Annotated in this window: 25 protein-coding genes and 1 pseudogene; 13 read left to right on the plus strand and 13 right to left on the minus strand. The window is 33.8% G+C overall.

Annotated features, from left to right (window positions below):
- Nucleotides 1–91: 91 nt before the first annotated feature.
- The 11 genes from HM992_RS12730 to HM992_RS12780 form a co-directional block, all read right to left on the minus strand.
- Nucleotides 92–1012 carry a glutaminase gene (locus tag HM992_RS12730; RefSeq protein WP_179319932.1) on the minus strand — a complete coding sequence of 307 codons (921 nt, stop codon included), beginning with the start codon at nt 1010–1012 and terminating at the stop codon, nt 92–94.
- Between the two features lie 155 nt (nt 1013–1167).
- Complete coding sequence (locus HM992_RS12735) at nt 1168–2070, minus strand: EamA family transporter (protein ID WP_179319933.1); 903 nt, start codon at nt 2068–2070, stop codon at nt 1168–1170.
- A gap of 50 nt (nt 2071–2120) precedes the next feature.
- Nucleotides 2121–2762, minus strand: a complete 642-nt coding sequence (locus tag HM992_RS12740; protein ID WP_179319934.1) for a thiamine phosphate synthase — start codon at nt 2760–2762, stop codon at nt 2121–2123.
- A 201-nt stretch (nt 2763–2963) separates the two neighbouring features.
- The gene (locus tag HM992_RS12745; protein ID WP_179319935.1) at nt 2964–3761 is read right to left on the minus strand and encodes a type 1 glutamine amidotransferase domain-containing protein; all 798 of its coding nucleotides are present in this window, start codon (nt 3759–3761) and stop codon (nt 2964–2966) included.
- Nucleotides 3762–3859: 98 nt separating this feature from the next.
- Nucleotides 3860–5020, minus strand: coding sequence for an iron-containing alcohol dehydrogenase (locus tag HM992_RS12750; protein WP_179319936.1), 1161 nt, complete (start codon nt 5018–5020; stop codon nt 3860–3862).
- A gap of 21 nt (nt 5021–5041) precedes the next feature.
- Nucleotides 5042–6040, minus strand: a complete 999-nt coding sequence (locus tag HM992_RS12755) for an NADP-dependent oxidoreductase (protein ID WP_179319937.1) — start codon at nt 6038–6040, stop codon at nt 5042–5044.
- A gap of 16 nt (nt 6041–6056) precedes the next feature.
- On the minus strand, nt 6057–6689 hold the full coding sequence (locus tag HM992_RS12760; RefSeq protein WP_179319938.1) for a nitroreductase family protein: 633 nt from the start codon (nt 6687–6689) through the stop codon (nt 6057–6059).
- A gap of 13 nt (nt 6690–6702) precedes the next feature.
- Entirely contained in the window at nt 6703–7368 is a 666-nt protein-coding gene (locus HM992_RS12765; RefSeq protein ID WP_179319939.1) for an NAD(P)H-binding protein, read from the minus strand.
- Nucleotide 7369: 1 nt separating this feature from the next.
- Complete coding sequence (locus HM992_RS12770) at nt 7370–7954, minus strand: TetR/AcrR family transcriptional regulator (protein WP_179319940.1); 585 nt, start codon at nt 7952–7954, stop codon at nt 7370–7372.
- Nucleotides 7955–8105: 151 nt separating this feature from the next.
- Nucleotides 8106–8843: a hypothetical protein gene (locus HM992_RS12775; protein ID WP_179319941.1), complete on the minus strand. Its 738-nt coding sequence runs from the start codon at nt 8841–8843 to the stop codon at nt 8106–8108.
- A 275-nt stretch (nt 8844–9118) separates the two neighbouring features.
- Entirely contained in the window at nt 9119–9463 is a 345-nt protein-coding gene (locus tag HM992_RS12780; RefSeq protein WP_178985362.1) for a winged helix-turn-helix transcriptional regulator, read from the minus strand.
- 246 nt (nt 9464–9709) lie between these two features.
- Between HM992_RS12780 and nfsB the strand changes: the two genes are divergently transcribed.
- The 11 genes and pseudogenes from nfsB (at nt 9710) to scpA (ending at nt 21694) form a co-directional block, all read left to right on the plus strand.
- Nucleotides 9710–10369, plus strand: coding sequence for an oxygen-insensitive NAD(P)H nitroreductase (gene nfsB, locus HM992_RS12785; protein ID WP_179319942.1), 660 nt, complete (start codon nt 9710–9712; stop codon nt 10367–10369).
- Nucleotides 10370–10385: 16 nt separating this feature from the next.
- Nucleotides 10386–10499: pseudogene (locus HM992_RS12790) on the plus strand (DUF4437 domain-containing protein); the annotation flags it as partial.
- 301 nt (nt 10500–10800) lie between these two features.
- Nucleotides 10801–11424: a MarC family protein gene (locus tag HM992_RS12795; protein ID WP_178985364.1), complete on the plus strand. Its 624-nt coding sequence runs from the start codon at nt 10801–10803 to the stop codon at nt 11422–11424.
- Between the two features lie 557 nt (nt 11425–11981).
- Entirely contained in the window at nt 11982–12389 is a 408-nt protein-coding gene (gene mce, locus HM992_RS12800; protein WP_178985365.1) for a methylmalonyl-CoA epimerase, read from the plus strand.
- 32 nt (nt 12390–12421) lie between these two features.
- On the plus strand, nt 12422–13981 hold the full coding sequence (locus HM992_RS12805; protein WP_178985366.1) for an acyl-CoA carboxylase subunit beta: 1560 nt from the start codon (nt 12422–12424) through the stop codon (nt 13979–13981).
- The gene (locus tag HM992_RS12810) at nt 13981–14340 is read left to right on the plus strand and encodes an OadG family protein (RefSeq protein WP_178985367.1); all 360 of its coding nucleotides are present in this window, start codon (nt 13981–13983) and stop codon (nt 14338–14340) included. The genes HM992_RS12805 and HM992_RS12810 overlap by 1 nt, the downstream gene beginning before the upstream one ends.
- Nucleotides 14341–14436: 96 nt before the next feature.
- Entirely contained in the window at nt 14437–14856 is a 420-nt protein-coding gene (locus HM992_RS12815; protein WP_178985368.1) for a biotin/lipoyl-containing protein, read from the plus strand.
- 52 nt (nt 14857–14908) lie between these two features.
- Entirely contained in the window at nt 14909–16231 is a 1323-nt protein-coding gene (locus HM992_RS12820) for a sodium ion-translocating decarboxylase subunit beta (RefSeq protein WP_229720492.1), read from the plus strand.
- 29 nt (nt 16232–16260) lie between these two features.
- Complete coding sequence (locus tag HM992_RS12825; RefSeq protein WP_179319943.1) at nt 16261–17547, plus strand: acetyl-CoA hydrolase/transferase family protein; 1287 nt, start codon at nt 16261–16263, stop codon at nt 17545–17547.
- Between the two features lie 164 nt (nt 17548–17711).
- Nucleotides 17712–19511, plus strand: coding sequence for a methylmalonyl-CoA mutase family protein (locus HM992_RS12830; RefSeq protein ID WP_179319944.1), 1800 nt, complete (start codon nt 17712–17714; stop codon nt 19509–19511).
- A gap of 50 nt (nt 19512–19561) precedes the next feature.
- Complete coding sequence (gene scpA / locus HM992_RS12835) at nt 19562–21694, plus strand: methylmalonyl-CoA mutase (RefSeq protein ID WP_179319945.1); 2133 nt, start codon at nt 19562–19564, stop codon at nt 21692–21694.
- Nucleotides 21695–21805: 111 nt separating this feature from the next.
- On the opposite strand, the gene HM992_RS12840 is transcribed toward scpA, so the two are convergent.
- Together HM992_RS12840 and meaB are read right to left on the minus strand one after the other, a co-directional pair.
- Nucleotides 21806–22561, minus strand: a complete 756-nt coding sequence (locus HM992_RS12840; protein WP_229720493.1) for an acyl-[acyl-carrier-protein] thioesterase — start codon at nt 22559–22561, stop codon at nt 21806–21808.
- A gap of 33 nt (nt 22562–22594) precedes the next feature.
- Nucleotides 22595–23599: a methylmalonyl Co-A mutase-associated GTPase MeaB gene (gene meaB / locus HM992_RS12845; protein WP_178985372.1), complete on the minus strand. Its 1005-nt coding sequence runs from the start codon at nt 23597–23599 to the stop codon at nt 22595–22597.
- Between the two features lie 356 nt (nt 23600–23955).
- Between meaB and HM992_RS12850 the strand changes: the two genes are divergently transcribed.
- Complete coding sequence (locus HM992_RS12850; protein ID WP_179319946.1) at nt 23956–24294, plus strand: hypothetical protein; 339 nt, start codon at nt 23956–23958, stop codon at nt 24292–24294.
- Entirely contained in the window at nt 24287–25408 is a 1122-nt protein-coding gene (locus HM992_RS12855) for a pyruvate kinase (RefSeq protein WP_179319947.1), read from the plus strand. Before HM992_RS12850 ends, HM992_RS12855 begins: the two co-directional genes overlap by 8 nt.
- Nucleotides 25409–25610: the final 202 nt, after the last annotated feature.

Here is a 25610-nt window from a genome sequence, read left to right on the forward strand (position 1 = left end):
TAAACCTAATATGGAAACCAAACGATTGTTAATTTTTTTGGATTAATCCAATCAAAAGTAGAAATGGTTTTTAAAATCGTAATTAAAATGGCTAAAAAATACTCATTTCTGAATGTGTAGTCACCGTTTCTAGCAATTTCATACCTTTAAATGAGTTTCCGTTGGGATTTAACTTAGGACTCCAAACCGCAATCGTAAAGTTATTAGGATACAAGGCGACAATACCTCCGCCAACACCACTTTTTCCTGGCAATCCGACTTTAAATGCAAATTCACCAGACTCATCATAGAAGCCACACGTAAGCATTAAAGCATTAATACGTTTAGTTTGGCTGCTTGTTAAAATCTTTTTGCCATCGTTTAATTTTTTGCCTCCATTGGCTAAAAACGAAAAGGTACGCGATAATTGCTCGCAATTCATTTCTAAAGAACACATATCGAAATAAAAATCTAATACTTCGGCAGGATCGTTTTTAATATTGCCCAAAGATTTTATAAAATTACATAAGGCAACATTTCGGAATCCAGTTGCTTTTTCAGAATCAGCTATTTTATCAGAGTAGTTCAAATCGGGAATATCACTGAGGTCTCTGACAAATTCTAGAAACTCTTCCCTTGCATTTTCTAGATGCGAGATTAAGATGTCGCAAATAACAATAGCACCAGAGTTCACAAAGGGATTACGAGGAATACCTTTATATGTTTCTAGTAAAAGAAGTGAATCAAATTTAGTTCCCGAAGGTTCAACATCAATACGTGTCCAAATACGTTCTCCAAGAAATTTAACAGCTAAAGAGAGTGACAATACTTTAGCAATACTCTGAATAGAAAATTTCTCTAAATGGTCTCCAATTCCGAAATTATCTCCATCTAGTTTCGTCATATGTACTCCAAACTTATCGGGATCGACGTTTGCTAATTCGGGTATGTATGTGGCTAATTTACCTTGATTTTTAAGGGATTTTGTAAACTTGTATGCGTTTTCTATAATCTGACTGTAATCTGAATTCATATGCTGTACTTCTTTTGAAAAATTAGAGCAAGTTAAGTTTTAAATTGGTATTTCTAAATAGGTTGTCGTTCTAAAACTTATTATAATGTGTCGCTAATGACGTTGTTTGTTTTTAAAAGACCGAAACATAAAAATGACATTGGATCGGTTTTTATCTAATTGGAATATAAAATGAGAAAAACTCCCATCATAATGCCTGCTAAAGGCACTAATTTTTTACGTTTGTTTTGTTCTTTAAAGACTAAACCTCCAACTACTACAGCTATTAAAATTTGACTTCGTTTTATGGCTGATAAGAGCATAATTAAAGCATCCGGATCTTGTAAGGCTTTAAAGTAGAAGTAATCTGCGGCTTGCAGTAATATACCGACTGCAATGATAGACCAACGGAATTTAAAGGCTTTTCGTTTTTCAGCATGCGGAAACCATGTGATGGTTAAGATGACTAGTAAAATTAATATGGTGTATAGGCAAAACCAGAATTGTAAGGTTTGTGGGTTAAGGCTCAGGTTTTGGATTAAGAATTTGTCGTACAAACCACTTGAAGCTCCTAGAAATGTGGCTCCGATAATGGCGAAAATCCATTTATTGCGTTTGAAATTAATGCCTTCTTTTTTTCCTATTCTAGAATAAAGCATTACTGAAAAAATGATGAGGAAAAAACCAATCCATTGTAAGGTGTTTGGTTTTTCTTGATAAATTAAAATGGCACCAATAAAGGTGAAAAATGGTCCTGCAGAACGAATGGGAGTCACAATCGTAATAGGCAAATGTTTTAAAGCTTGATACGCTAAAATCCATGAACTCGCCATGATGGCTGATTTTATAAGAATAAAACCATGAGTTTGCCACGAAATCTTTTGAAAGTTATAACCATGCTCAAGCGCGTAATCTGGATAAAAGATAGACAAACCATAAAACGTAGCGACAAATAAAAAACCACTAGATACCGTTCCTAAAAGCACAGGAAATACTTCGTTTCCTTGTACGGCATGTTTTTTACATAAGTTGTGTAATCCTAAAAAGAGTGCGGCTAGTAAGCCTAAATACATCCACATATTGGGCTATTAATTTAAGTGATGAATTGTTGTGAAGCATTAAGATTTATCTACTTAAACGTATGACGAATTTCACCCGTTGCAGATGCTTTCAACAACTGATTGAATGTTTTTATGTTGTCAAAATTTTCAGTGATTGCATCAGATACGGCAATTCCAGAAATACCTGTTTCTAATATATCTGTGACATCATTTGTATTGATATCACCAAAACCAATAATTGGTTTTTCTGTTATTAAAGCATTACTAATAGATGTGTAGCCGTCCAAACCTAAAGCTATACTTGAACTATCGTTGGTTGGTGTTCTAAAAGGTTCTAACTTAATATAATCGATGTCTTTAGCAAGTAAAGCTTCACAATCTTCTAAGCTGTTTGCTGTGCCACCAATAATTTGCCAGCTGTATAAATGTGGTCTTGCAACCGTTGAGCAGACGTCTGTTTTTTCTAAATGTACACCTTCAGCTTTAACTTCTTTTGCTATTTTATAGTTCCCATTGATGATTAATCGTGTTTGAAAATGAAACGTGATATCTCTAGCAGCTTTAGCAATCTCTAAATATTTAGCCTCCGAAATACCTGAAAGGTGTAATTGTACTAATTCGACACCAGATGTACACGCTTTTTGAATGTTTTCTAAATGTGCTTCAGGAGTGTTTCCTTGAGATATATAATGTAGTTTAGATATAATCATGTTGTGGTGTCTTAATATTAAGCCTTCTCATCAAATGCGGCGCAAAAATACAAATGTTTAATGGTGTAGTTGATGAATAAGGTATTGAAATCGTGTGTTCTTTAATTTAAATACTTAGTATTGGGATTTTAAGACCAATAAAAAAGCCTGCAAACATAATGTTATACAGGCTTTTCGCTATTAATCAACTTAGGGAATTGACTATTTTAGTGCTTCCAATAACTTTTCTGCTACTAATTCTGAAGATGCTGGGTTTTGACCCGTAATTAAATTTCCATCATCAATAGCATAAGCTGCCCAAGCGTCTGCGTTAGAATAAAACGCACCGTTTTCAATAAGCATATCTTCTACTAAGATTGGTACTACCTCAGTTAAACCCACTTGTGTTTCTTCTAAATTAGAAAAACCAGTGACTTTTTTGCCTTTAACAAGTCTTGTGCCATCAGCATTTTTGACATCTTTTAAAGCCGCAGGAGCATGACATACAAAAGCGATTGGTTTTTTCTGATCATTAAACTTTTCGATTAAAGCAATAGAAGTGCTGTCATTTGCTAAATCCCATAATGGTCCATGACCTCCTGGATAAAATACGGCATCAAAATCATCAGCGTTGATATCCGATAATTTCTTAGTATTTGCTATTTTATCTTTTGCTTCTGTATCCTTATTGAAACGCTCAGTGGCTGCAGTAGCTGCATCTGGTCCATCACTAGCCGGATCTATTGGTGCAGCACCTCCTTTTGGTGTTGCCAATGTAATGGTCGCTCCTTTATCTAATAAGGTGTAATAAGGACTTGCGAATTCTTCAACCCAAAATCCTGTTTTTTTTCCTGTATCTCCTAATTTATCGTGAGATGTTAATACAAATAATACCTTCATTTTCTTTTCTTTTTTTAATTCTTTTTGTCCTTCTGAAACCGTTTCAGAAACGTTATGTTCTTTACAACTTAACGCTGTAATTAATGATAGAATTACTACTATGGTTTGTAGTGTCTTCATTTTTATAATTTCTATTACCAGTTTTACTATTGAAAAAACTGTTCTCGATACATCCCGACGGAAAAGTCGGGACACTCGAACTGACACTTCGTTTTAAATTAATACGCCATCTTTACGATTTTCTCTACTTTATCTGGTGATAAGGTTTGGTGCTCACCTAAGGTTTTCCAACCACGATCTGTAAAACGTTTCGCTATTTCTTCAGCTGTACCTTCATAATCTTCTGTATACTCCGATAATTTCGTCTTAATACCTAATTCATGGAAAAACGCAGTTGTTTTTTCGATAGCTGCATAAGCTTTATCGTCTGTGCTACCTTCGGTAATATTCCAAACACGTTCTGCATACTGTGCTAGTTTTTCTTTCTTTGCTTCAAAATTAAACTTGTAATGGCTTGGTGCAATAATAGCTAGCGTACGTGCATGATCGATACCAAATAACGCTGTTAACTCGTGACCCATCGCATGAACTGCCCAATCGTTTGGTACTCCTTTTTGTATTAATCCGTTTAAGGCCATAGTACAACTCCACATAAAGTTAGAGGCTGCTTTATAATCCGTTGGATCTTTCAATACTTTTGGTGCGATTTCAATAATGGTTTGTAAGATGCTTTCCGCAAAACGATCTTGTAACAAGGCACCAATCGGATACGTCATGTATTGCTCTAACACGTGAGTAAATGAATCCATTAATCCATTTGCTAATTGACGTTGTGGAATGGATGCAATGACTTGAGGATCTAATATGGAGAACTCAGGAAATAAGCCAGGTCCACCCATAGTGCGTTTCTCTTTAGTTTCTGCTCTTGTAATTACCGCACCAGAATTCATTTCAGATCCTGTAGCTGGTAACGTTAGAACGGTACCGAAAGGCATACCTTTTTCAGTTCTAATGTTTTGAGTTAAAATATCCCAAGGCGTATCACCATCATAAAGTGCTGCAGCGGATAAAAATTTAGTGCCATCGATCACTGATCCACCACCAACGGCTAATAAATACGTGATGTTTTCATCTTTAATGACTTTTAAAGCCTCCATTAATTTCGCATATTCTGGGTTTGCAGGAATGCCTCCAAACTCAACAACATCAACATTAGATAATGCTGTTTTTACCTGATCGTAAATACCGTTTTTCTTAATACTTCCTCCACCGTAAAGCAATAATACTTTAGCATCTTTAGGAATTTCGTTTGCTAGTTTTTCTATAGTGTTCTTTCCAAAAATTATTTTGGTCGGATTTTTAAATTCAAAATTGTTCATTGTCTTTTTCTTTTTTATTATTTATAATTCAACGATCATTTTCCCTTTGTTTTTACCTTCGAAAAGGTCGATAAAAGCTTTTGGAATATTGTCAAAACCTTTAACGATGGTTTCTGAGTACGTGAGTTTACCTTCGGATAACCAAGTTGCTAATTGCTTTATAGCTTCGGGAAATTTCTCAGCATAATTAGAAACAATAAATCCTTGCATTAACGCACTATTTTTTACTAAGAAGGGTTGTACGCTTAAACTTTTAGGTGCTTCTGTATTGTTGTAAACCGAAATGGCTCCGCATACGATGATTCGTGCTAATCTATTAATATTCACTAATACAGCATCTGATATTGGACCTCCAACATTATCGAAATAGATATCTACACCATTTGGTGCTGCTTCAGCAATCGCTGATTTCATATCTTTGGTGGTCTTATAATTAATACCAACATCGAAACCGAATTTGCTTTTTAGAAGCTCTATTTTTTCATCTGTTCCGGCAATACCAATTACTCTAAGTCCAAGTATTTTTCCAATTTGTCCCACAACAGATCCTACAGCACCAGCTGCTCCAGAAACTACTAAGGTTTCTCCCGCTTTAGGTTTTCCTATTTCAGTTAAGCCTGTATAAGCTGTTAAACCTGTCATGCCTAGAATACCTAAATATGCTGACAATGGCGCTTTAGACGGATCAACTTTAGTTAACCCTTCAGCTTTAGAGACTTGTTTTGTTTGCCAATTAAGCATACCAGAAACATAGTCACCTTCTGCAAACTTTTCATTTTTAGATTCTAATACTTTTGCGATAACGCCAGATTGAATTGGTTTGTTAAGTTGAAATGGTGGTACATATGATTTGGCATCACTCATTCTGCCTCTTAAATAAGGATCTACAGAAACGTATTTGGTTTCCAATAGTATTTCACCTTTACTAATTGTATTTTCAGATTCCTCAGTTATAAATTCGAAATCTGACATTGAAGGTTTTCCTTCAGGTCTATTTTTCAATAGAATTGTCTTTGTCATGATTCTTAATTTTTTATTAGTCTATTACAGTTACTAAATCTTCCATAGGTTTTCTCACCTTAACGAGATTTACTAACCAATCTTCATCTTCTTTTCTGTAGCCTATTGGCAACATAACAGCGCTGCGTAACCCTTTTTCACGAAGTCCCAAGATTTGGTCTACAGCATCTGGCTCAAAGCCTTCTAAAGGTGTTGCATCAACCTCTTCAAAAGCAGCAGCTGTTATTGCTTCAGCAAAAGCGATATAGGCTTGTTTGGCGGCATGGTTAAAGTTTTCTTCAGGATCTTTTTGAGGATATAAGTTTAATAACATCTGACGGTAATTTTCCCAGCCTTCATTTTTAAAACCACGAACCTCGTTGGTTAAATCAAACATATAGTTAATGCGATCTGCTGTGTAGGTGTCCCAAGCCGCGAAAACGAGTAGGTGAGAGCAATCTGTAATTACCGATTGGTTCCAAGCTACTGGTTTTATCTTTTCTTTAATCTCTTGATTTTTAATTACAAATATTTCAAAAGGTTGTAAACCACTTGATGTTGGCGCTAAGCGCGCGGCTTCTAAAATGCGTTCTATTTTTTCTTCTGGTACTACGTTTCCATTCATGGCTTTTGCAGCATATCTCCATTTTAATTTATCTAATAATTCCATATCTATAATTTTTTTAAGCGTTGTTTCCTAATTTATTAATGTCTTCTGAAGATATAATCACATCAGAATACTCATTTGTATTTGCTAAATGTATCATGGCTTCAGCTATGGTTTCAGCATTTACTATTTTATACTTTTTTAATTTGCCTATGAATAATGGTTGAATCACTTTGAAAATCACCAATCCTATTTTTTCTAATAGTCTAGATTCTTGTCTATCACCTCCAATTAAGGATGGTCTCAATACAAATGTCTTTTTAAGCTGTTGCTGTAAGACCTTGTGTTCCATTTCTCCTTTTGTCTTATTGTAAAAAACGTTACTATTTTTATTGGCTCCCATTGCAGAGATGACTAAAAAGGTTGGAATGTTGTTGGCTTTTGAAAGCTTTGCAGCAGCAACCGGAATGCCACAATCTATTTTTTTATAAAGCGTTTTGTTTGGTGTCTTTTTGGCTGTTGTGCCAATGCAGCAATACACTTCGTCTGCTGTAAAGTCATCCTTAAATTGATTGAGTTCTAAAAGATTTCCAATAAACTGTTTGACTTTATTTGGTAAACCTTCAATCTTTGAACGTGAAAACAATTTAATGCTATCGTAACGTTCGTCTTTAATTAATTTTTGAAGCACTAAACCTCCAGTTAAACCAGAAGCCCCTAATATGATTGCTGTTTTTTTCATGTTATTGACACATTTTTATGCTGCTCCAAGCAGATTGGTAAGCTTCTTCTAAATGTGTTTTATCTAAGGTAAATGCACCTCGTTTTTGAGTCATCATTAAAAAAGATAATGGGTTAATAGCATAGGCATACAATATGTAATCAGAAAGTGGTTTTATAACACCTTCTTTTTTACCACGTTCCCAAAGATCGAGTAGTGGTTGTAGGTGTTTAATACCTTCTTGTCTACTTTCTTCGTCTATCATTGGAGTATTATCGCACTGTGCTAAAAACATAGCATGCTCGCATTCATTGAGTTTAAAATCGGCGATGCGTTTCCAAATTAATTCAAATCCCTCCTCAATAGGCATATTAGCTTCGTAATTAGCAAAAGCATATTTAGTGTATTCTGCTTTAACTTCAATATACGTTTGGTTAACTAAGTCTTGCTTGTTTTCAAAATATAAGTAAATAGTAGCAGGAGATACATTAGCCATTTTAGCAATCTTACTCATAGGAGTCGCATGAAATCCATTGTTATTTACGAGCTCTATTGTTGCTCTAACCAGTGCGTTACGTTTATCTATACTTTTTTGAAGCTTTGCCATTGTATTTAATTATGGAACAAATATACATTAAAAATGAACGTTCATTCTTTTTTTAACAAAGGTTTAAGTTTACATACAAATCCCTAATTTGCAGTGAATAACAAAAATGTGTTATAGATGATTATGACTTAAAACTAAATATTGAGCGCTTCTAAATAAATTTTTCCGTTATATCTGCTGGATTTAAAACCTCTGTTTTGGCAATAAAATTCATAAATAGATAAATAGCCATAACATGACAGATAACGATTAATACCGTAAAAGTTCTGTCGTAATATAAAAACTCATTAATCGCTATTAATGTAATTTGAAAAAAAGTAAAAATACCTGAAGCTAATAAAATCGCACTATTATGGTAATTGTCATGTAAATATATAATAGCCAATGTAATAATGTAAATGATTAAGCTAAACGCGCATAGAAAAACAAAAAATAATTGATTATCTGGTAGAAAAATAATCAGTAAATCAACAATCGCATAAAGAATATAAGAAACCAATAAGGTACTCACTAAAACTGAAAATGATAATACCGATTTTAATGTACCTTTCTGTAAATACTTCTTAAGACTAAGCGTGCAGCATAATAGGTAGACAGATGTCAAAGTAGAGATCCAAACAAAGCAGGTATCAAAACAATAAAAAGATAGCACATCAGACGCTAATATGGCTATTAAAGCAATTATAAAAAGGGGATTTGCTTTCTTTTTTGTGATGTTGATGTAATCGAAAAAAATGGAAAGAATCACTATCGGTAATACATAGATCAATTGCGTTCTATCCAAATATATACTTACAACTATAGTTGCTATAAATGACAGATAAAACAAGCTACCAATAAAAGCTGACTTTTTAAAGAAATGCGAATAGTCCTCTATTTTTTTAGTCATTAAAATGAAATAATAGTTGCTGTCGTAAAACCAAATATACTTAATTAGTGTCTTTAAAATGGAATTAAAGTGCTTAGAATCAATCTATATACGGCTTTTTATAGCTTCAGTAGGAATAGCTTCATTTATAAAAAAAGGGAGGAATGGTATCATTTTATGTTGAAACAATATTAATTAAACCATTGGCTACAAAAAACAGAAAAGAGTATGAACTAACAATGCTACTCTAAATATTTACCATTCCAATGATTACGGCATAAAAGGAAACAATAACTTTAGGAAGTCTTTACAACTTGTTCTGAAACCGCATACACACCCCAATCCGCAATAGATTGCACTACAGGAATTAACGTTTTACCAAAATCAGTTAAAGAATATTCTACTTTTAAAGGAGGCTTAGAAGTGTAAACCTTTCGCTTTATAACCCCATCTTCTTCTAAGGTTTTAAGCTGTAAGCTTAAGGTACGCTCTGTAACCGTTGGCATTTCCTTTCTTAAAGCGCTGTATCGAAGTGGTTGATCCCGTAAATGAAATAAAATTACCGTTTTCCATTTACCACCAATGATACCCATAGTTAAACTAGCACAACATGGATATTCTTTTCCTTTAAATTTATACATAATAGCGCATTTAATAGCTAATGATTTAAACAAAGATAACATACTATCATTTCTTATACAACTATACTTTTTATAGTAATTTTAACAAATTACATAAACAATTGAACAGCAGTTTTTTTAGGTGGTGTTTGAGTTGAAGATTTTATACTATCCTTTTTGACCGTTATTGCGTGATTCGATATCGATACCTAGTTTTGTCACTATACTTTTGATAGTATAACTATAAAATCAACTTAAACTATAAAAATGAATTTAACAGAATTATTAAACTGGAGGTACACAACAAAAGAATATAATCCAACCAAAAAAATATCTGAAGCAGATATGGCTGAAGTCAAAAATTTATTAAGAATGAGCCCTTCAAGTGTCAACCTTCAACCATGGCATTTCATAGTAGCTGAAACGGCAGAAGGAAAAGCGCGTATAGCCAAAGGAACTCAAGGCTTCTTTAGCTTTAATGAACCAAAAGTAACGAATGCGTCTGCTGTAGTCTTGTTTTGTTCAAAAACGGATGCAGATGAAGACTATATGAAGCATATTGCAGATACAGAAGATAAAAGTGGAAGGTTTCCAAATGAAGATATTAAAAACGGATTTTTAGGAGCCGTGAAGGCTTTTGCTGGTATTCATAAATATGACTTAAAAGATCTACAACATTGGATGGAAAAGCAAGTATACCTTAACATCGGAAGCTTTTTATTAGGAGTTGCTAGTTTAGGTATTGATGCTACACCCATGGAAGGTATTGATGTAAAAGCATTAGATGAAGAATTCGGATTAAGAGAAAAAGGATTCACGTCCTTAGTGGCTGTATCTATAGGTTATAGAGCGGAATCTGACTTTAATTCAACAGAAAAAACACCAAAATCTAGATTATCAGAAAACGAAATTTTTACTCTGATATAAATAGTTTTGCTCACCATCACGTATATACAATGTAACCTATCGTGGCTTGGTTATAAAAGGATTGCTGCATAATGACGATGAACATGCTAAGCATAGAATGAAATTAAATACAGTGATAATAAGCCTGTAAAAAATAGTTTTGCTTTTTCAGATTCAAATCCTTTGCTAAAGAAGTTTCTGTAAGTTGATTTAAGTATGAATTTATAGTCCCTTAATATTGATCCATAGCTAGAAGAAGCCACTAAAATAGTGTGGCTTTTTCTATTATTAAAAACTAAAATAAAATGTATAAAAAGTACAATATATTCAATTAACAAATTATACTTTTGCCAATTGGTAGAAGGGCATTCTGAAGCGGAAAAAAAAACAAATAAGTGCTAAAGGAATTCAAAGCCAATGTAATACCTATTATTTTTAAAATTTCTTAATTGATGGATAACTTAATTACATTTTCAATTACCGTATTTACTGCCTTTTTTGCGATAACGAATCCTATATCAAACATGACGGTTTTTGTGTCTTTAACACAAGGTGCAAATAAGAAAACAAAGCATGATATAAATAAACGAGCCAATATTATAGCATTTGTTATTGTGGCCGTTTTTGTGCTTTTAGGAAAATATATTTTTGAATTATTTAATATCAGTATTCCAGCCTTTAAAATTACAGGTGGTATTTTAATCTTTTTTATTGGGTTTGATATGCTGCAATCAAAACAATCCAATGTTAAAAGTCTTGAACACGTTCATATTGATGAAAATATTGCGGTCTCACCATTAGCTATTCCTATTTTAGCAGGTCCTGGCACTATTGTTACTGCCATGAATTTTGTAGCTAACGTAGAACCCATACATATAATCTTAGTCATTGCGATATTTGGATCAATGAGTTTATTGACGTATTTCACGTTTAGAATAAGCGACCTGATTGTTAAAATAGTTGGTCATAACGTCATCTCTGTGATTGGAAAAATAATGGGATTGATTATAGCAATTATAGGTACGGGTATGATTATTCAAGGGATTAAAATCTCATTTAATTTAATCGCAATTTAAATCATTAAACCTCTTCAATTTTTTGCGATAGTATGCCATCTTCAATCGATTTCAAAAACAGGTTCTCAAGTTGAACTTTCAAAATAAATATCAATTATCGATTCCTTAATTTTTGATGAATTAAGTTAATTTATCAAATTATAATTGCCAATATGATAAAATTCTAGCGTCAAAAATTACGATAACGTTTTCGTAACTACTTGTAGCGCAGTAGTTTTTAAAAAGATATTAAGAATTTCATACCCTTTATCGTATTTATCCTAATTACGGATTAAAACCACTTCAAATTTAATAAAATAACCTTATTATTTTTGTGTTATCACTAAATATAGCGCTCTTAAAATAAGAATATCATAAATCTTTAGTTCTTATTTTTTCAATTAAACACAACTCTCCGATATCAATATTTCTTGTACGTCAATAACTACGCAACTCTCCAAGCTTTAGTGTTTCTATTACACGATAAATTGAAGAATTATAGTTTTTATAATATGATTTCTGTCATAAAACAGAAAACAGTCCTAAAGTAAATTTGTACAAGAAATAAAATTATCATTATGAATATATCACACATAGAGCATTTAGGAATTGCAGTAGAAAATTTAGATGAAGCGATAAAGTACTATGAACAGGTTTTAGGAATGAAATGCTATTCTATAGAGGAGGTTGTCGACCAAAAGGTAAAGACAGCCTTTTTTTTGGTAGGTAATACAAAAATTGAATTACTAGAAAGCACGTCGCCTGATGGACCAATCGGAAAGTTTATTGCTAAAAAAGGACAAGGTATACATCATATTGCATTTGCTGTAGATAATACTACCGAAGCTCTCAAAACTGCCGAAGAAAGAGGTGTAACTCTAATTGATAAAACCTCTAGAAAAGGAGCCGAAGGCTTAGAGATTGGATTCTTACATCCAAAATCAACTTTAGGGGTACTTACAGAACTGTGTTCAAAACCAGAATAATTTGATATAATATTTAGATAAGAAAAGAAATTATGGCAAATCAAGATAAAATTAACGAGCTCATAGAAAAAAGAGTAAAAGCAAAGTTGGGTGGAGGAGAGAAACGTATCGACTCTCAACATGCTAAAGGTAAATTAACGGCTCGCGAGCGTATAGACATTCTTTTAGACGACGATAGTTTTGAAGAATTCGACATGTTTGTAACACACAGAACAAAATCTTTCGGATTAGATAAACAAATTTATCTATCGGATGGTGTTGTTACAGGTCACGGAACTATTGACGGAAGAATAGTGTATTTATTTGCGCAAGATTTTACCGTTTTCGGTGGATCATTATCAGAAACTTACGCTTTAAAAATATGTAAGGTGATGGATATGGCCATGAAGATTGGAGTGCCTGTTATCGGATTAAATGATTCTGGTGGTGCACGTATTCAAGAAGGGGTTAGATCCTTAGCTGGTTATGCTGAAATTTTTCAGCGAAATATTATGGCTTCTGGTGTTATTCCTCAAATTTCTTCAATTTTAGGACCTTGTGCAGGTGGAGCTGTGTATTCTCCAGCATTAACGGACTTTACAATTATGACTGAAGAAACAAGCTATATGTTTGTTACAGGCCCCAAAGTTGTGAAATCGGTGACAGGTGAAGTTGTTACGGCAGAACAATTAGGTGGTGCTAAAATTCATTCTACACGATCTGGTGTATCTCACTTTTTAGCAGAAAATGACGAAGAAAATTTAATGCTTATTCGTAAAATATTGAGTTATATGCCTTCTAATAATTTAGAAGAAGCTCCTATAATTTCTTGTAATGATCCTATTGATAGATTAGAAGATGCCTTAAATGAAATTATTCCAGAAAATCCTAATCAACCTTATGATATTGTAGATGTAATATCAATCCTTGCTGATAATGGAGAGTTTACTGAAGTGCATAGAAATTATGCCAGAAATATTTGTGTAGGTTTTGCCAGATTTAATGGACGACCTGTTGGTATTGTAGCTAACCAACCTAAATATTATGCAGGTGTTTTGGATATTGATGCCTCTCGTAAAGCAGCACGATTTGTTCGTTTTTGTGATGCCTTCAATATTCCAATCGTAACCTTAGTTGATGTACCAGGATTCTTACCAGGAACGGGACAAGAGTATGGAGGAATCATATTGCACGGAGCCAAATTATTATTTGCATATGGTGAAGCGACCGTACCTAAAGTCACTATTACCCTAAGAAAGTCATATGGTGGAGCACACGATGTAATGAGTTGTAAACAATTACGAGGCGATTTAAATTATGCATGGCCAACTGCAGAAATTGCGGTAATGGGAGCGAAGGGAGCTGTTGAAGTTTTAGAAGGTTCTAATATTAGAAAAATAGAAGATGCTGACGAAAAACTAGATTATATACAGCAAAAAGAAGATGAATATACAGAGCGATTCGCTAACCCATATCAAGCTGCTAAATATGGATTTATTGATGATGTTATTGAACCAAGAAATACACGTTTCAGAATCATTAGAGCATTAGAATTGCTTCAAAATAAAAAAGACGTCAATCCACCTAAAAAACACTCAAATATCCCACTATAATGACACAGATACTATTATATACAGATCCCATTAGTGAAGGCTATGTTATTCTAATTACAGGATTATTAATTGTTTTTGGGGCTTTAGTCACACTAGCACTTTTCTTTAATTACGGATTGCCCGTAATGTTATATATCTACAAAATAATAACGAAAGGAAAAGACAAAAAGATTAGTGAAATTAAAGTTAAACGTGATAGTGATTTTACAGGAGAACTTTCTGCTGTAATTGGTGCTTCGGTTCATATGTACTTAAGTGAACAACATGATGTAGAAAGTGGCATCTTAACTATAAAACAAGTCAAGAAAACATATTCGCCTTGGAGTTCAAAAATTTATGGAACTCAAAATAGATTATAACATATGAAGCGCGCTGATTCAAAATTTTTCACTCAAAGAAATGATAAATAGCGAACAGCATGAGTACACTGAAAAACACTATAAATACTAAGATACATGAAAACATATAAATTCAAAGTCAACGAAAACGGCTACACCGTTAATGTAAAATCACACGAAGATAATATCATTAACTTAGAAGTTAATGGCACTTCTTATGATGTAATTATGAGTACTGAGATTAAAAAAACGAAGACTCCTACTTTGGTGCGATCGGCTTCAAAACAACCAGCCGCACCTTTACAAACCACACCAAAGTCTCAAAAAACTAATATTGTAGCACCTATTCCAGGAGTTATTCTATCTCTAAATGTAAAAGTTGGAGATACGATTAAGGAAAACGATTTATTATTAGTTCTTGAAGCTATGAAAATGGAGAATAACATCGTTGCCGAAAAAGCTGGTGTTGTAGCTTCTATAAAAGTTGTAGTAGGACAACAAGTGTTGCAAGATGCCATATTGATAGAACTCGAATAGCCGTAGTAACGTTATTCAATAAAGTATACTAATCATTATTTAAAATTAAAAAATGAAGAAATTAATTATAATATTTAGCTCTATAGCTTTGCTCGTTTTTCTTAGACCAGTATTGGGATTAGGCGAAAATATAAACTCAGCCTCTAATTCTTCAATATCTACAACACAAGTTGACGATAATGAAGAAGAAAGTATTATCACCGAAGCCGTTGATGGTATAAAATCATTTTATAGTTATACAGGATTTGCAAATTCGTCCTCAGGTAACGTCATTATGATTTTTATAGGAATCGTTTTTATCTATTTAGGTATTAAATACAATTACGAACCTTTACTACTAATCCCTATTGGAGCAGGTGTGATTTTAGGAAATATTCCTTTTGTTGCCGGAAACCAAACCGGTATTTATGAAACCGGATCAGTTTTAAATTACCTCTACTTTGGTGTTGTAAAAGGGATATATCCACCATTAATTTTCTTAGGCATTGGTGCTATGACCGACTTTTCATCACTAATCGCCAATCCTAAATTAATGCTTTTAGGAGGTGCGGCACAAATCGGTGTATTCGCTACGTTTATGGGAGCTTTGTACCTAGGTTTTGCCCTTCCTGAAGCTGGTGCTATTGGAATCATTGGAGGTGCAGATGGACCAACAGCCATTTTCCTTTCGTCTAAATTAGCAAACGGTGTTAACCTACTTCCAGATGGTACAACAGTTAAAAACTTAATTGGCCCAATCGCAATTGCTGCGTATTCTTATATGGCATTGGTTCCTGTAATTCAGCCACCTTTAATGCGCTTGTTGATTTCAAAAAAAGATAGAAAAATCAAAATGAAACCACCAAGAGCGGTAACTCAAAAGGAGAAAATGATTTTCCCAGTAGTCGCTATGATTCTAACGTTATTCATTTCACCTAGTGCATTACCATTATTGGGGATGTTATTCTTTGGAAACTTGTTAAAAGAATCTGGTAGAACAGAACGTTTAGCAGATACTGCAAGAACAAAATTAATTGACATCGTCACCATTCTATTAGGTGTAACAGTTGGTGCGTCAACACAAGCCGATATTTTTATCACTAAAGATTCTATGTTAATCTTTGGACTTGGCGCCATATCATTTGTCATCGCTACAATGGGAGGATTACTATTTGCAAAATTCATGAATCTATTCTTAAAAGGAGACAATAAAATAAACCCATTAATTGGTGCAGCAGGAGTTTCTGCCGTGCCAGATAGTGCGAGAGTAGTACATCATGAAGGGTTAAAATCAGATCCAACTAATTATTTACTAATGCATGCCATGGCACCTAATGTTTCTGGTGTTATTGGTTCTGCCATCGCAGCTGGTATCATTTTAAGCTTCTTGGCATAAACAACTATAATTATTTAAATTTTTTCAGCATGAAAATACCTAATATAATGACAGCTACTGAAGCTGTTAAGCTCATAAAATCAAACGATCGTGTATTAATACAAGGTGGTTCTGCCACACCACAAACCTTAGTGAAAGCTATGGTAGATCGTGCTCCGGAATTAAAAAATGTTGAAATCGTTCATTTACATACCGAAGGTGAAAGTGGTTATACGAATCCCGATTTGAGAGAAAGTTTTCATACAAAAGCTTTTTTCATAGGTGGAAATGTTAGAAAAATGGTAGGTAATACAGTTGATTATATTCCTATTTTTTTAAGTGATATTCCAAGTTTGTTCCGCGAAGGTTACATGAACTTAGATGTCGTTTTAGTCAACGTGTCTCCACCAGATAAACATGGTTTTTGTTCTTTAGGAGTATCTGTTGATATTGTAATTTCTGCTATCGAAAAAGGGAAGACAATAATCGCGCAAATCAACCCTAAAATGCCACGTACATTTGGAGATGCCTTAGTGCATTTAAACAAATTTAATGCTTGTGTTTTAGTTGATGAAGACATTTATGAAATGAAATTTGTTGCACCTTCTGCAGAAGAAGAAGCGATTGGTAGAAATATCGCAGGTATTATAGAAGATGGAGCAACACTTCAAATGGGAATTGGAGGTATTCCAAACGCTGTTTTAACCTTTTTACACAACCATAAAAATTTAGGAATTCATACCGAAATGTTCTCGGAAGGTATTGTAGATTTAGTTGAAAAAGGCATCGTTAATGGCTCTCATAAAAAAGTAAATCCTTATAAAATAATATCTGGTTTTGCAATGGGAACACGTCGTTTGTATGATTTTATGGATGATAATCCAGAAATTGAAATGAATGATATTGCGTATGTGAATGACACCTCTATAATTCGACAAAACCCCAAAGTAACAGCAATTAATTCAGCCATAGAAATTGATTTAACAGGTCAAGTTTGTGCAGATTCTATCGGAACACGAATGTTTTCGGGTGTTGGTGGACAAATGGATTTTATGCGTGGTGCTGCTTTATCTAAAGGAGGAAAACCTATTATAGCTATTACATCAATGACTTCAAAAGGTGTTTCAAAAATAGTATCTTTGTTAAAACCAGGTTCAGGAGTTGTAACTACCAGAGCACATGCAAGATATGTAGCTACAGAATATGGTATTGCCGAATTATTTGGTAAAAGCTTAAAAGAACGTGCACAATCCTTAAGAGATATTGCACATCCTAATAGCAGAGAAGAATTAGATAAAGCTATTTTCGAAAGATTCGGAAGCAGTTTAATGATATAATAAATTAGTAAATCCGTCTTCGGTATATAGCAACATATCTGTGTACATCAGTAAAAATAAGCCGGAAACAAATGGAAAAGGATTCCATAAATTCAACAGGTTTACACAATGCAAATAATAGCTTTATAAATTATACGGATAATTAATAAATTCAAATAATTAATATGAATACTAAAAATAAACCGCTCTTTTCAGAATTCCCACCAGTGTCAACAGAACAGTGGATGGAAAGAGTTACAGCCGATTTAAAAGGTGCGGATTTTGATAAAAAACTAGTTTGGAAAAACTTAAATGGTATCAATATTCAACCGTGTTATAATAGTGAAACTAAAATCACACAGCTTAAAAATACAGGAGAAAATTCTCAAACATTGGTCAATTATAGAACCGTTGCCGTTTGCTGTTCTGAAACAGGAAATGATGCCGCTAAAAAAGCCATTGAAGAAGGCATCAACGGTATCATTTTTCAAATTATAAGTGAAGTCAAAGTCGAAGAACTTTTAAAAGATATTGACTTAAGTACTATTACAGTGTCTTTTGAATTGTATAATAATGTTATCCCTTTTACTAAAGACTTAGTTCAATATGCTAAAGGCAAAGACTTAAAAGGCTACATTAACACCAGAATCATTTCTAACTATGTCACCACAGGATCATTTGATGATACTCAAATTGATAACGCTGCAGAATTAATAAAATTAACAGCAGACTTCCCAGATTTTAAAGCGCTCACCATTTCTGGAACTGAATTTTTAGATTCAGGTGCTAACCAAGTTCAAGAGATTGCTTATACTTTAAATGCATTAGTATTCTTAACCGAAAAACTAAAAGCAAAAGGTATTGCTGTTCAAGATGTTTTTAACAACTTAAATGTGCTACTCGCTATCGGTTTAGAATATTTTGTTGAAATAGGAAAGTTTAGAGCCTTCAATAATTTATTAGCTGAAGTAGCTGCTAAATATGGTATTTCAGATTTTTCTAATACCATAACGGCTAAGACATCAATTTGGAGTAAATCTATTACTGATGCCGAAACGAATTTATTGCGTTGTACTACAGAAGCCATGTCTGCTATATTAGGTAATGTAGATGGTGTGTTAATTGATGCTTACGATAAGGAATTTAAAAGCGCATCCGATTTTTCAAGTCGTATTGCAGGAAACATTACTACCATTTTAAGAGAAGAATCTTATTTCGGAAAAGTTTCTAATCCTGTTGATGGCTCTTATTATATTGAAGAAGTAAGTTCTAAAATCGCGGAAAAAGCTTTAGAGTTATTTAAAACCATTGAAAGTGAAGGTGGTTTCTTTACAGCTTTTGAAAACGAAACCATTCAACAACAAATTGCTGAAATTCGTTTGAAAAAACTGAAATTATTAAGCCAACGTCGTACAGCGATGGTTGGGATTAATAAATATCCTAACTTAATGGAAACGGTAGATAAAAATTTATTATCTACAAGTAAAGATTCAAACCCAAAAGTATTAACACCACGTCGTGCGTCTTTAGAAATTGAAGCTATGAGACGTGTCACTGAAGAATTAGTGGCTGAAACGAATGTGCGTCCAATTGTTCAATTAGCCAGCTATGGTAATTTAACGATGCGAAAAGCGAGAGCAGCATTTGCTTACGATTTTATTGGTGTTAGTGGTTTTGATGTACATCAAGAAGAAAGTTTTGAAACGGCTACTATAGCGGCTTATGAAAGTGCAAAATCAAATTCACATGTGGTGGTTATTTGTAGTTCCGATGACGATTACGATGCTACTGCACTCGACTTTATAAACACCTTTAGAGCGCTTAGTAAAGACAAAGTGTTGTTACTAGCAGGAGCACCTAAAAATATGGACGAATTAACTGAAGCTGGTTTAGATGGTGTGGTTAACATGAGAACTGATGTTCTTGTGACACTAGCTGCTATTCAGGAAAAAATCCAAAAAACCTTTAAATCTTTAGAAGTATGAAATCGCTTTGGCGATGCCATTAAACTATTGAAATCTTTAAATAAAAACACATGAAACCCGATTTTTCAGATATAACACTAAACACAGCTGTTAAGCAAACAGTTGCTCCTTCAGAGAGTAAAGACATTTGGAATACACCTGAAGGTATTCCTGTAAAAAAACATTTTACAAAAGACGATATTTCAGAAGCTGAACATTTAAATTTTACAGCTGGTGTGCCACCTTTTTTAAGAGGGCCTTATAGCGCTATGTATGCGATGCGACCATGGACCATTCGTCAATATGCTGGTTTTTCAACAGCAGAAGAATCTAATGCATTTTACAGAAGAAACTTAGCGGCAGGTCAAAAAGGACTGTCTGTAGCATTCGATTTAGCAACACACCGTGGTTACGATTCCGATCACCCACGTGTTACTGGTGATGTTGGTAAAGCTGGTGTGGCAATCGATTCTATTTTGGATATGGAAATTTTGTTCGATCAGATTCCATTAGATAAAATGTCGGTATCTATGACCATGAATGGAGCGGTTTTACCAATTATGGCTTTCTATATTGCAGCAGCAAAAAAACAAGGTGTGCCATTAAATCAACTTTCTGGAACGATTCAGAATGACATCTTAAAAGAATTTATGGTGCGTAATACGTATATATATCCACCTTTACCTTCTATGAAGATTATTGGTGATATCTTCGATTACACAACTAAAAATATGCCGAAGTTCAACTCTATTTCTATTAGTGGGTATCACATGCAAGAAGCAGGTGCTACAGCAGATATTGAGTTAGCTTATACCTTAGCTGATGGTATGGAATACATTAGAACCGGATTAAAATCTGATCTAAAAATTGATGAATTCGCACCGCGATTATCATTCTTCTGGGCAGTAGGAATGAATCATTTTATGGAAATTGCAAAAATGCGTGCAGCACGTATGCTTTGGGCTAAAATCATAAAATCATTCAATCCAACCAATCCAAAATCAATGGCATTGCGTACGCATAGTCAAACATCGGGTTGGAGTCTAAGTGAGCAAGATCCTTTTAATAATGTCGCGAGAACGTGTATTGAAGCCATGGCTGCAACTTTAGGAGGCACACAATCCTTACACACCAACGCTTTAGATGAAGCGATTGCGTTACCAACAGATTTCTCAGCAAGGATTGCACGAAACACACAGATTTTTATTCAAGATGAAACGCAGATGACCAAATCTGTAGATCCCTGGGCTGGTTCGTATTATGTAGAGTATTTAACGCAAGAGATTGCTAAGAAAGCGTGGAAACTCATTGAAGAAGTTGAAGAACTTGGTGGTATGGCAAAAGCTATTGAAACCGGAGTTCCTAAATTACGTATTGAAGAAGCGTCTGCACGAAAACAAGCGCGTTTAGATTCTGCACAAGATATTTTGGTTGGTGTTAATAAATTTAAAACCACTGAAAAATCAAATATTGAAATCTTAGATATTGACAATACCGCTGTAAGAGAATCTCAAATTGCACGTTTAAATAAAATGAAAGCGGAACGAAATTCAGAACTTGTTGCTGCTAATTTAAAAGCTTTAGAAAATTGTGCTGGTGGAGGTGAAGGTAACTTATTAGAATTAGCAGTTGAAGCTGCTGAAAACTTTGCTACTTTAGGTGAAATTTCAGATGCATTAGAAGTGCACTTTGGAAGACATAAAGCGGCTACTAAATTAATAAGTGGTGTTTACGGAAAAGAAGTGAATAATGACAGCACCTATGTAAAAGCTCAAAAATTAGCAGATAAATTTGCTGAAATTGAAGGTCGAAGACCAAGGGTAATGATTGCAAAAATGGGTCAAGATGGACACGATAGAGGTGCTAAAGTGGTCGCGTCTAGTTTTGCTGATCTAGGTTTTGATGTGGATATGGGATCTTTATTCCAAACTCCAGAAGAAGTCGCAAAACAAGCTATTGAAAATGATGTACATTTTGTTGGAGCTTCAAGTTTAGCTGCAGGTCACAAAACTTTAATTCCGCAGTTAATAGGAGAATTAGAAAAGTTAGGCCGACCAGATATTATGGTCTTTGCAGGTGGAGTAATTCCTGCTCAAGATTATGACTTTTTATTAGAACGTAAAGTAGTAGCTATTTTTGGTCCTGGAACAGTGATTTCAGAATCAGCTATTACAATTATGGAAAAATATTTAGCGCAGGATTAGAGAACCTCGTTAATTTGTTAGTGAAAACGCCCGAACATGAATTGTTCGGGCTTTTTTTATAAAATCATTTAACATAAAGCAAGTTAAAATCTGTGTGTATCTAGAAAATTTTCAATAAGCTTTCCAAACAGTAGTCGCAGTAGCACAAACTTTAGCACTGCCTTCAACCTTTATCGTATGCTGAAAAGTATTTTTTGTCTCAAGTTCTTTGGTTAATGAAAGCACATTATCTCCAAATTGTGCTTCAGCAATAAATCGGCCATCAATAACATGTAGAAAATGCGTATTGACAATCTCCTCTGGAATAGATTCAATAACCCATTGCAAATATCGAATATTATTGACGTGCTTATTCATATCTGTATCAAACCGATTTACTTTAAATTTTCCCAGATAATCGGCATATTCCACAGCATTAATTTTCTTCTTAATATTTATAGCAATAGACGTTTCATTACAATAAGACCATTTCTCTTTAATATCCTCGTAAATCGGTGTTGGTCGTCGTTTTTCGATATCAAAGAATACCCATAAGCCTTTAGCACGACCGATAATGTTTTCATTTTCATCAAAAATGAGGTTCTCTCTATATCCTTTAATAGAGGAGTAGCTTGATAGCCATGTTCTAATCGTTATTTTTTCTTTGTAATTGGGGTACCGATCCATTTGTAAAACACCAGAAAATAAGACCCAACCTATATTCTCCTTAAACAAATCAAACAAACTATGGTCTATGGAATAACAATGATCTGCAGCAGTTTCTTCTAATAACGCTAACATTATGGCAGGTGTGGCTAGGCCTAATTCATTCATTTCAAAATAGCGCAATTCAAACTGCTTGTCAAAATAATTATGAGATGCCATCATTAGTAATATTTAAACATTTAATTGAGATGCATTCTAAAAGGACTTTTTAAATTTTTCAATAACCTGTAGGGCTGCTTTTACTGGTGAAATTTCAGACGACACTATATCTTTTTCTAATTGTGAGAGTTCCGTCTTTATATGTTTAGAACCATAAAACATATGTTTTAATTCTTCATTGATGTTGTTGTACATCCATTTAATTTGTTGATGATTTCTGTTTTTTACAAAATAACCATTGGCATCAACAAGTGCTTTATATTTTAAAACCTGATCCCAAACATTAGAAATCCCAATATTTTTTGTGGAAGAAGCGGTACTCACTACAGGACTCCATCCAGATTCAGACAACGGAAATATATGTAACGCATTTTGGTATTGCCGTTTCGCTATTTTACTATTTGTAATATTATCACCATCTGCTTTATTAATAACAAGCATATCTGCCATTTCCATAATCCCTTTTTTAATGCCTTGTAACTCATCACCAGCACCAGACAGCATTAAGAGTAAGAAGAAATCCGTCATGCCGTGAACTGCGGTTTCGGATTGACCTACACCAACAGTTTCAATTAAAATAACATCATAACCAGCAGCTTCACACAATAACATAGTTTCACCCGTTTTATTGGCAACACCACCTAAAGTATCTCCAGAAGAGGATGGTCTAATATAGGCCTCTTCCAAATTGGCCAATTCTTCCATTCTAGTTTTGTCACCTAGAATACTACCTTTAGTGCGCTGACTACTTGGGTCTATCGATAAAATAGCAACCTTGTGACCTTCTTTTACAAGATACAACCCAAAAGCCTCAATAAATGTACTTTTTCCAACTCCAGGAACTCCTGTAATACCAATACGAATAGATTGTCCTGAACTCGGTAATATAGCCTGAACAATGTCTTTCGCTAAGATTTTATCACTTTCTAAATTACTTTCAATAATAGTAATAGCCCTAGATAATAAAACGCGATCTCCATCTAATATACCATTAATATAAGCTTGTGCAGTTAATCTATTTTTGGGTTTGTAATTTTTCATTATAAAGGATATAAAAGGTCGTCTATTTCTTAGTGAGATCAGACACTAACAAAGATACTGATAATGCAAAAAACAGCATAGAATAACCCAACTTTTTCAACGGTTTTTTCTTATTTAGAAAATAGTAGAATACAGCTTTATTTTACATAAAAATAACAACATAACATCTTAAAAACGTATAAAGTTTACTACTTTTAGAATAAAGATAAAAGACACTAAATAACGCAAGTCAATCATTTGTATTTATTTGATGATTAATTGATTGTTTTGATTGCGAGATCATTTTTTAGCATTTAAATTAAGAATCACAATTGTGAAATCAAGTGTAATACGGTAACTTAAATGTGGCAATTATTATGAAAACAAAACAACTCAACGAACTAAAAAAAGAACTCGAGACAATCATTACACTTCTCGAACAAGTTGTATTGCCTAGTGACCTAAAACCTATTGAAAGAAAACGAGCAAGTGCTCAAAATCTGTTGCATTATATAGCGATTCGAAAGATTGATGTCAGTGGACTTCAAAAACAACTAAAAAAAATAGGAGCATCGCGTTTGGCGCGTTCGGAAGACCATATGCTGCAATCACTCTACCTTTTACACCGTTTGGTCTGCGGTTTGTTAAATGTGCCAGACCATTTAAAGAAGCAAAAACGGATTACCATTGCACGTGCCGAAAAAAAAATTGAATAAAAACACCAAAAGGCTTCTTGGGAGAAAGTCTAGAGTTAAGCGTGTGAGACTCATGGTCACCATGCCATCTGAAGCGGCAAACAACTACCAAATGATTGAGGATTTCGTCGTACAAGGTATGAACTGTGCACGCATAAATTGTGCTCATGATACGGAAACCGAGTGGATTTCAATGGTGGAACATATTCGGAAAGCAGCCCTAAAACATAATCGTTTTGTAACTATCGCAATGGACTTAAGTGGACCTAAAATTAGAACAGTTTTAGGTTCTGAAAACCTTAAGTATATGACTATAAATGAAGGGGACTACATTGAGATTATAGATGATAGTGAGCCAATTTTAAATATAGAAAAACAATTGCGATGTAGTTTTCCAGATATCATTTCAAAAGTAAAACTAGGAGAACATATCTATTTTGATGATGGAAAAATTGAAGGTACGATTACAAGTGTGGACGCAAAAAAAATAGGAATCAACATTAAGCGATGCAAAATAAATGGTGAAAAACTAAAGACCGATAAAGGTATTAATTTACCAGAATCTAATTTGGGAATTGCAGGTTTGACACCAAAAGACAAAATGGATTTCGCCGTCATTGCTAAATATGCTGATATCGTCAATTTTAGTTTTGTGAATACCACAGAAGATTTAGAGGATTTATTCCAACTTATGGAATTTCATAATGCCAATAATTTGGGTGTGATACTAAAAATAGAAACCAAACAAGCTTATAATAATCTAAAGGATATTCTGTTAACCACCAAAACTAAAACCAATGCTTTTGGGGTTATGATTGCACGAGGCGATTTAGCTATAGAAGTAGGCTGGCAAAATATTGGTCGGGTTCAAAACGAAATTCTGCGTATGTGTACTGCTGCTCATACTCCTGTCATTTGGGCAACTCAAGTACTAGAGAATTTAGCAAAAAAAGGTATTCCATCCCGTTCAGAGATGTCTGATATTAACAATGCCTTAAAAGCTGAATGCATAATGCTCAATAAAGGGCCATATATACTTGAAGTGATTCAGTTTTTAAACGAAGTATTACGCAACGAAGAATCGTTTCAAAATAAAAATGAAGCCATGCTTCCTGAATTAAAACGTTTAAAATAAATAGTTGATTAAATTGTTTATTTATAAGGCATTCAATGCTGAAGTCATAGCTATCCACAAATAGATGTATGCAATGATTTGATGACTTTCCTTAGTTGTTTTTAATGAGGTTATAAAAACGTTTCATCAATAACTTTAAGCTTTATTCAATATGTATTCTAAAATTTAAGTAATTCTATCAATTATTTTACTTTTACATGAA

The sequence above is a fragment of the Winogradskyella helgolandensis genome (assembly GCF_013404085.1).
Classification (GTDB): domain Bacteria; phylum Bacteroidota; class Bacteroidia; order Flavobacteriales; family Flavobacteriaceae; genus Winogradskyella; species Winogradskyella helgolandensis.

Excerpts from the sequence above, each read along its gene's own strand:
- HM992_RS12730 (WP_179319932.1), bottom strand. The coding sequence starts at position 1,012 with ATGAATTCAGATTACAGTCAGATTATAGAAAACGCATACAAGTTTACA.
- HM992_RS12735 (WP_179319933.1), bottom strand. The coding sequence starts at position 2,070 with ATGTGGATGTATTTAGGCTTACTAGCCGCACTCTTTTTAGGATTACAC.
- HM992_RS12740 (WP_179319934.1), bottom strand. The coding sequence starts at position 2,762 with ATGATTATATCTAAACTACATTATATATCTCAAGGAAACACTCCTGAA.
- HM992_RS12745 (WP_179319935.1), bottom strand. The coding sequence starts at position 3,761 with ATGAAGACACTACAAACCATAGTAGTAATTCTATCATTAATTACAGCG.
- HM992_RS12750 (WP_179319936.1), bottom strand. The coding sequence starts at position 5,020 with ATGAACAATTTTGAATTTAAAAATCCGACCAAAATAATTTTTGGAAAG.
- HM992_RS12755 (WP_179319937.1), bottom strand. The coding sequence starts at position 6,040 with ATGACAAAGACAATTCTATTGAAAAATAGACCTGAAGGAAAACCTTCA.
- HM992_RS12760 (WP_179319938.1), bottom strand. The coding sequence starts at position 6,689 with ATGGAATTATTAGATAAATTAAAATGGAGATATGCTGCAAAAGCCATG.
- HM992_RS12765 (WP_179319939.1), bottom strand. The coding sequence starts at position 7,368 with ATGAAAAAAACAGCAATCATATTAGGGGCTTCTGGTTTAACTGGAGGT.
- HM992_RS12770 (WP_179319940.1), bottom strand. The coding sequence starts at position 7,954 with ATGGCAAAGCTTCAAAAAAGTATAGATAAACGTAACGCACTGGTTAGA.
- HM992_RS12775 (WP_179319941.1), bottom strand. The coding sequence starts at position 8,843 with ATGACTAAAAAAATAGAGGACTATTCGCATTTCTTTAAAAAGTCAGCT.
- HM992_RS12780 (WP_178985362.1), bottom strand. The coding sequence starts at position 9,463 with ATGTATAAATTTAAAGGAAAAGAATATCCATGTTGTGCTAGTTTAACT.
- nfsB (WP_179319942.1), top strand. The coding sequence starts at position 9,710 with ATGAATTTAACAGAATTATTAAACTGGAGGTACACAACAAAAGAATAT.
- HM992_RS12795 (WP_178985364.1), top strand. The coding sequence starts at position 10,801 with ATGGATAACTTAATTACATTTTCAATTACCGTATTTACTGCCTTTTTT.
- mce (WP_178985365.1), top strand. The coding sequence starts at position 11,982 with ATGAATATATCACACATAGAGCATTTAGGAATTGCAGTAGAAAATTTA.
- HM992_RS12805 (WP_178985366.1), top strand. The coding sequence starts at position 12,422 with ATGGCAAATCAAGATAAAATTAACGAGCTCATAGAAAAAAGAGTAAAA.
- HM992_RS12810 (WP_178985367.1), top strand. The coding sequence starts at position 13,981 with ATGACACAGATACTATTATATACAGATCCCATTAGTGAAGGCTATGTT.
- HM992_RS12815 (WP_178985368.1), top strand. The coding sequence starts at position 14,437 with ATGAAAACATATAAATTCAAAGTCAACGAAAACGGCTACACCGTTAAT.
- HM992_RS12820 (WP_229720492.1), top strand. The coding sequence starts at position 14,909 with ATGAAGAAATTAATTATAATATTTAGCTCTATAGCTTTGCTCGTTTTT.
- HM992_RS12825 (WP_179319943.1), top strand. The coding sequence starts at position 16,261 with ATGAAAATACCTAATATAATGACAGCTACTGAAGCTGTTAAGCTCATA.
- HM992_RS12830 (WP_179319944.1), top strand. The coding sequence starts at position 17,712 with ATGAATACTAAAAATAAACCGCTCTTTTCAGAATTCCCACCAGTGTCA.
- scpA (WP_179319945.1), top strand. The coding sequence starts at position 19,562 with ATGAAACCCGATTTTTCAGATATAACACTAAACACAGCTGTTAAGCAA.
- HM992_RS12840 (WP_229720493.1), bottom strand. The coding sequence starts at position 22,561 with ATGATGGCATCTCATAATTATTTTGACAAGCAGTTTGAATTGCGCTAT.
- meaB (WP_178985372.1), bottom strand. The coding sequence starts at position 23,599 with ATGAAAAATTACAAACCCAAAAATAGATTAACTGCACAAGCTTATATT.
- HM992_RS12850 (WP_179319946.1), top strand. The coding sequence starts at position 23,956 with ATGAAAACAAAACAACTCAACGAACTAAAAAAAGAACTCGAGACAATC.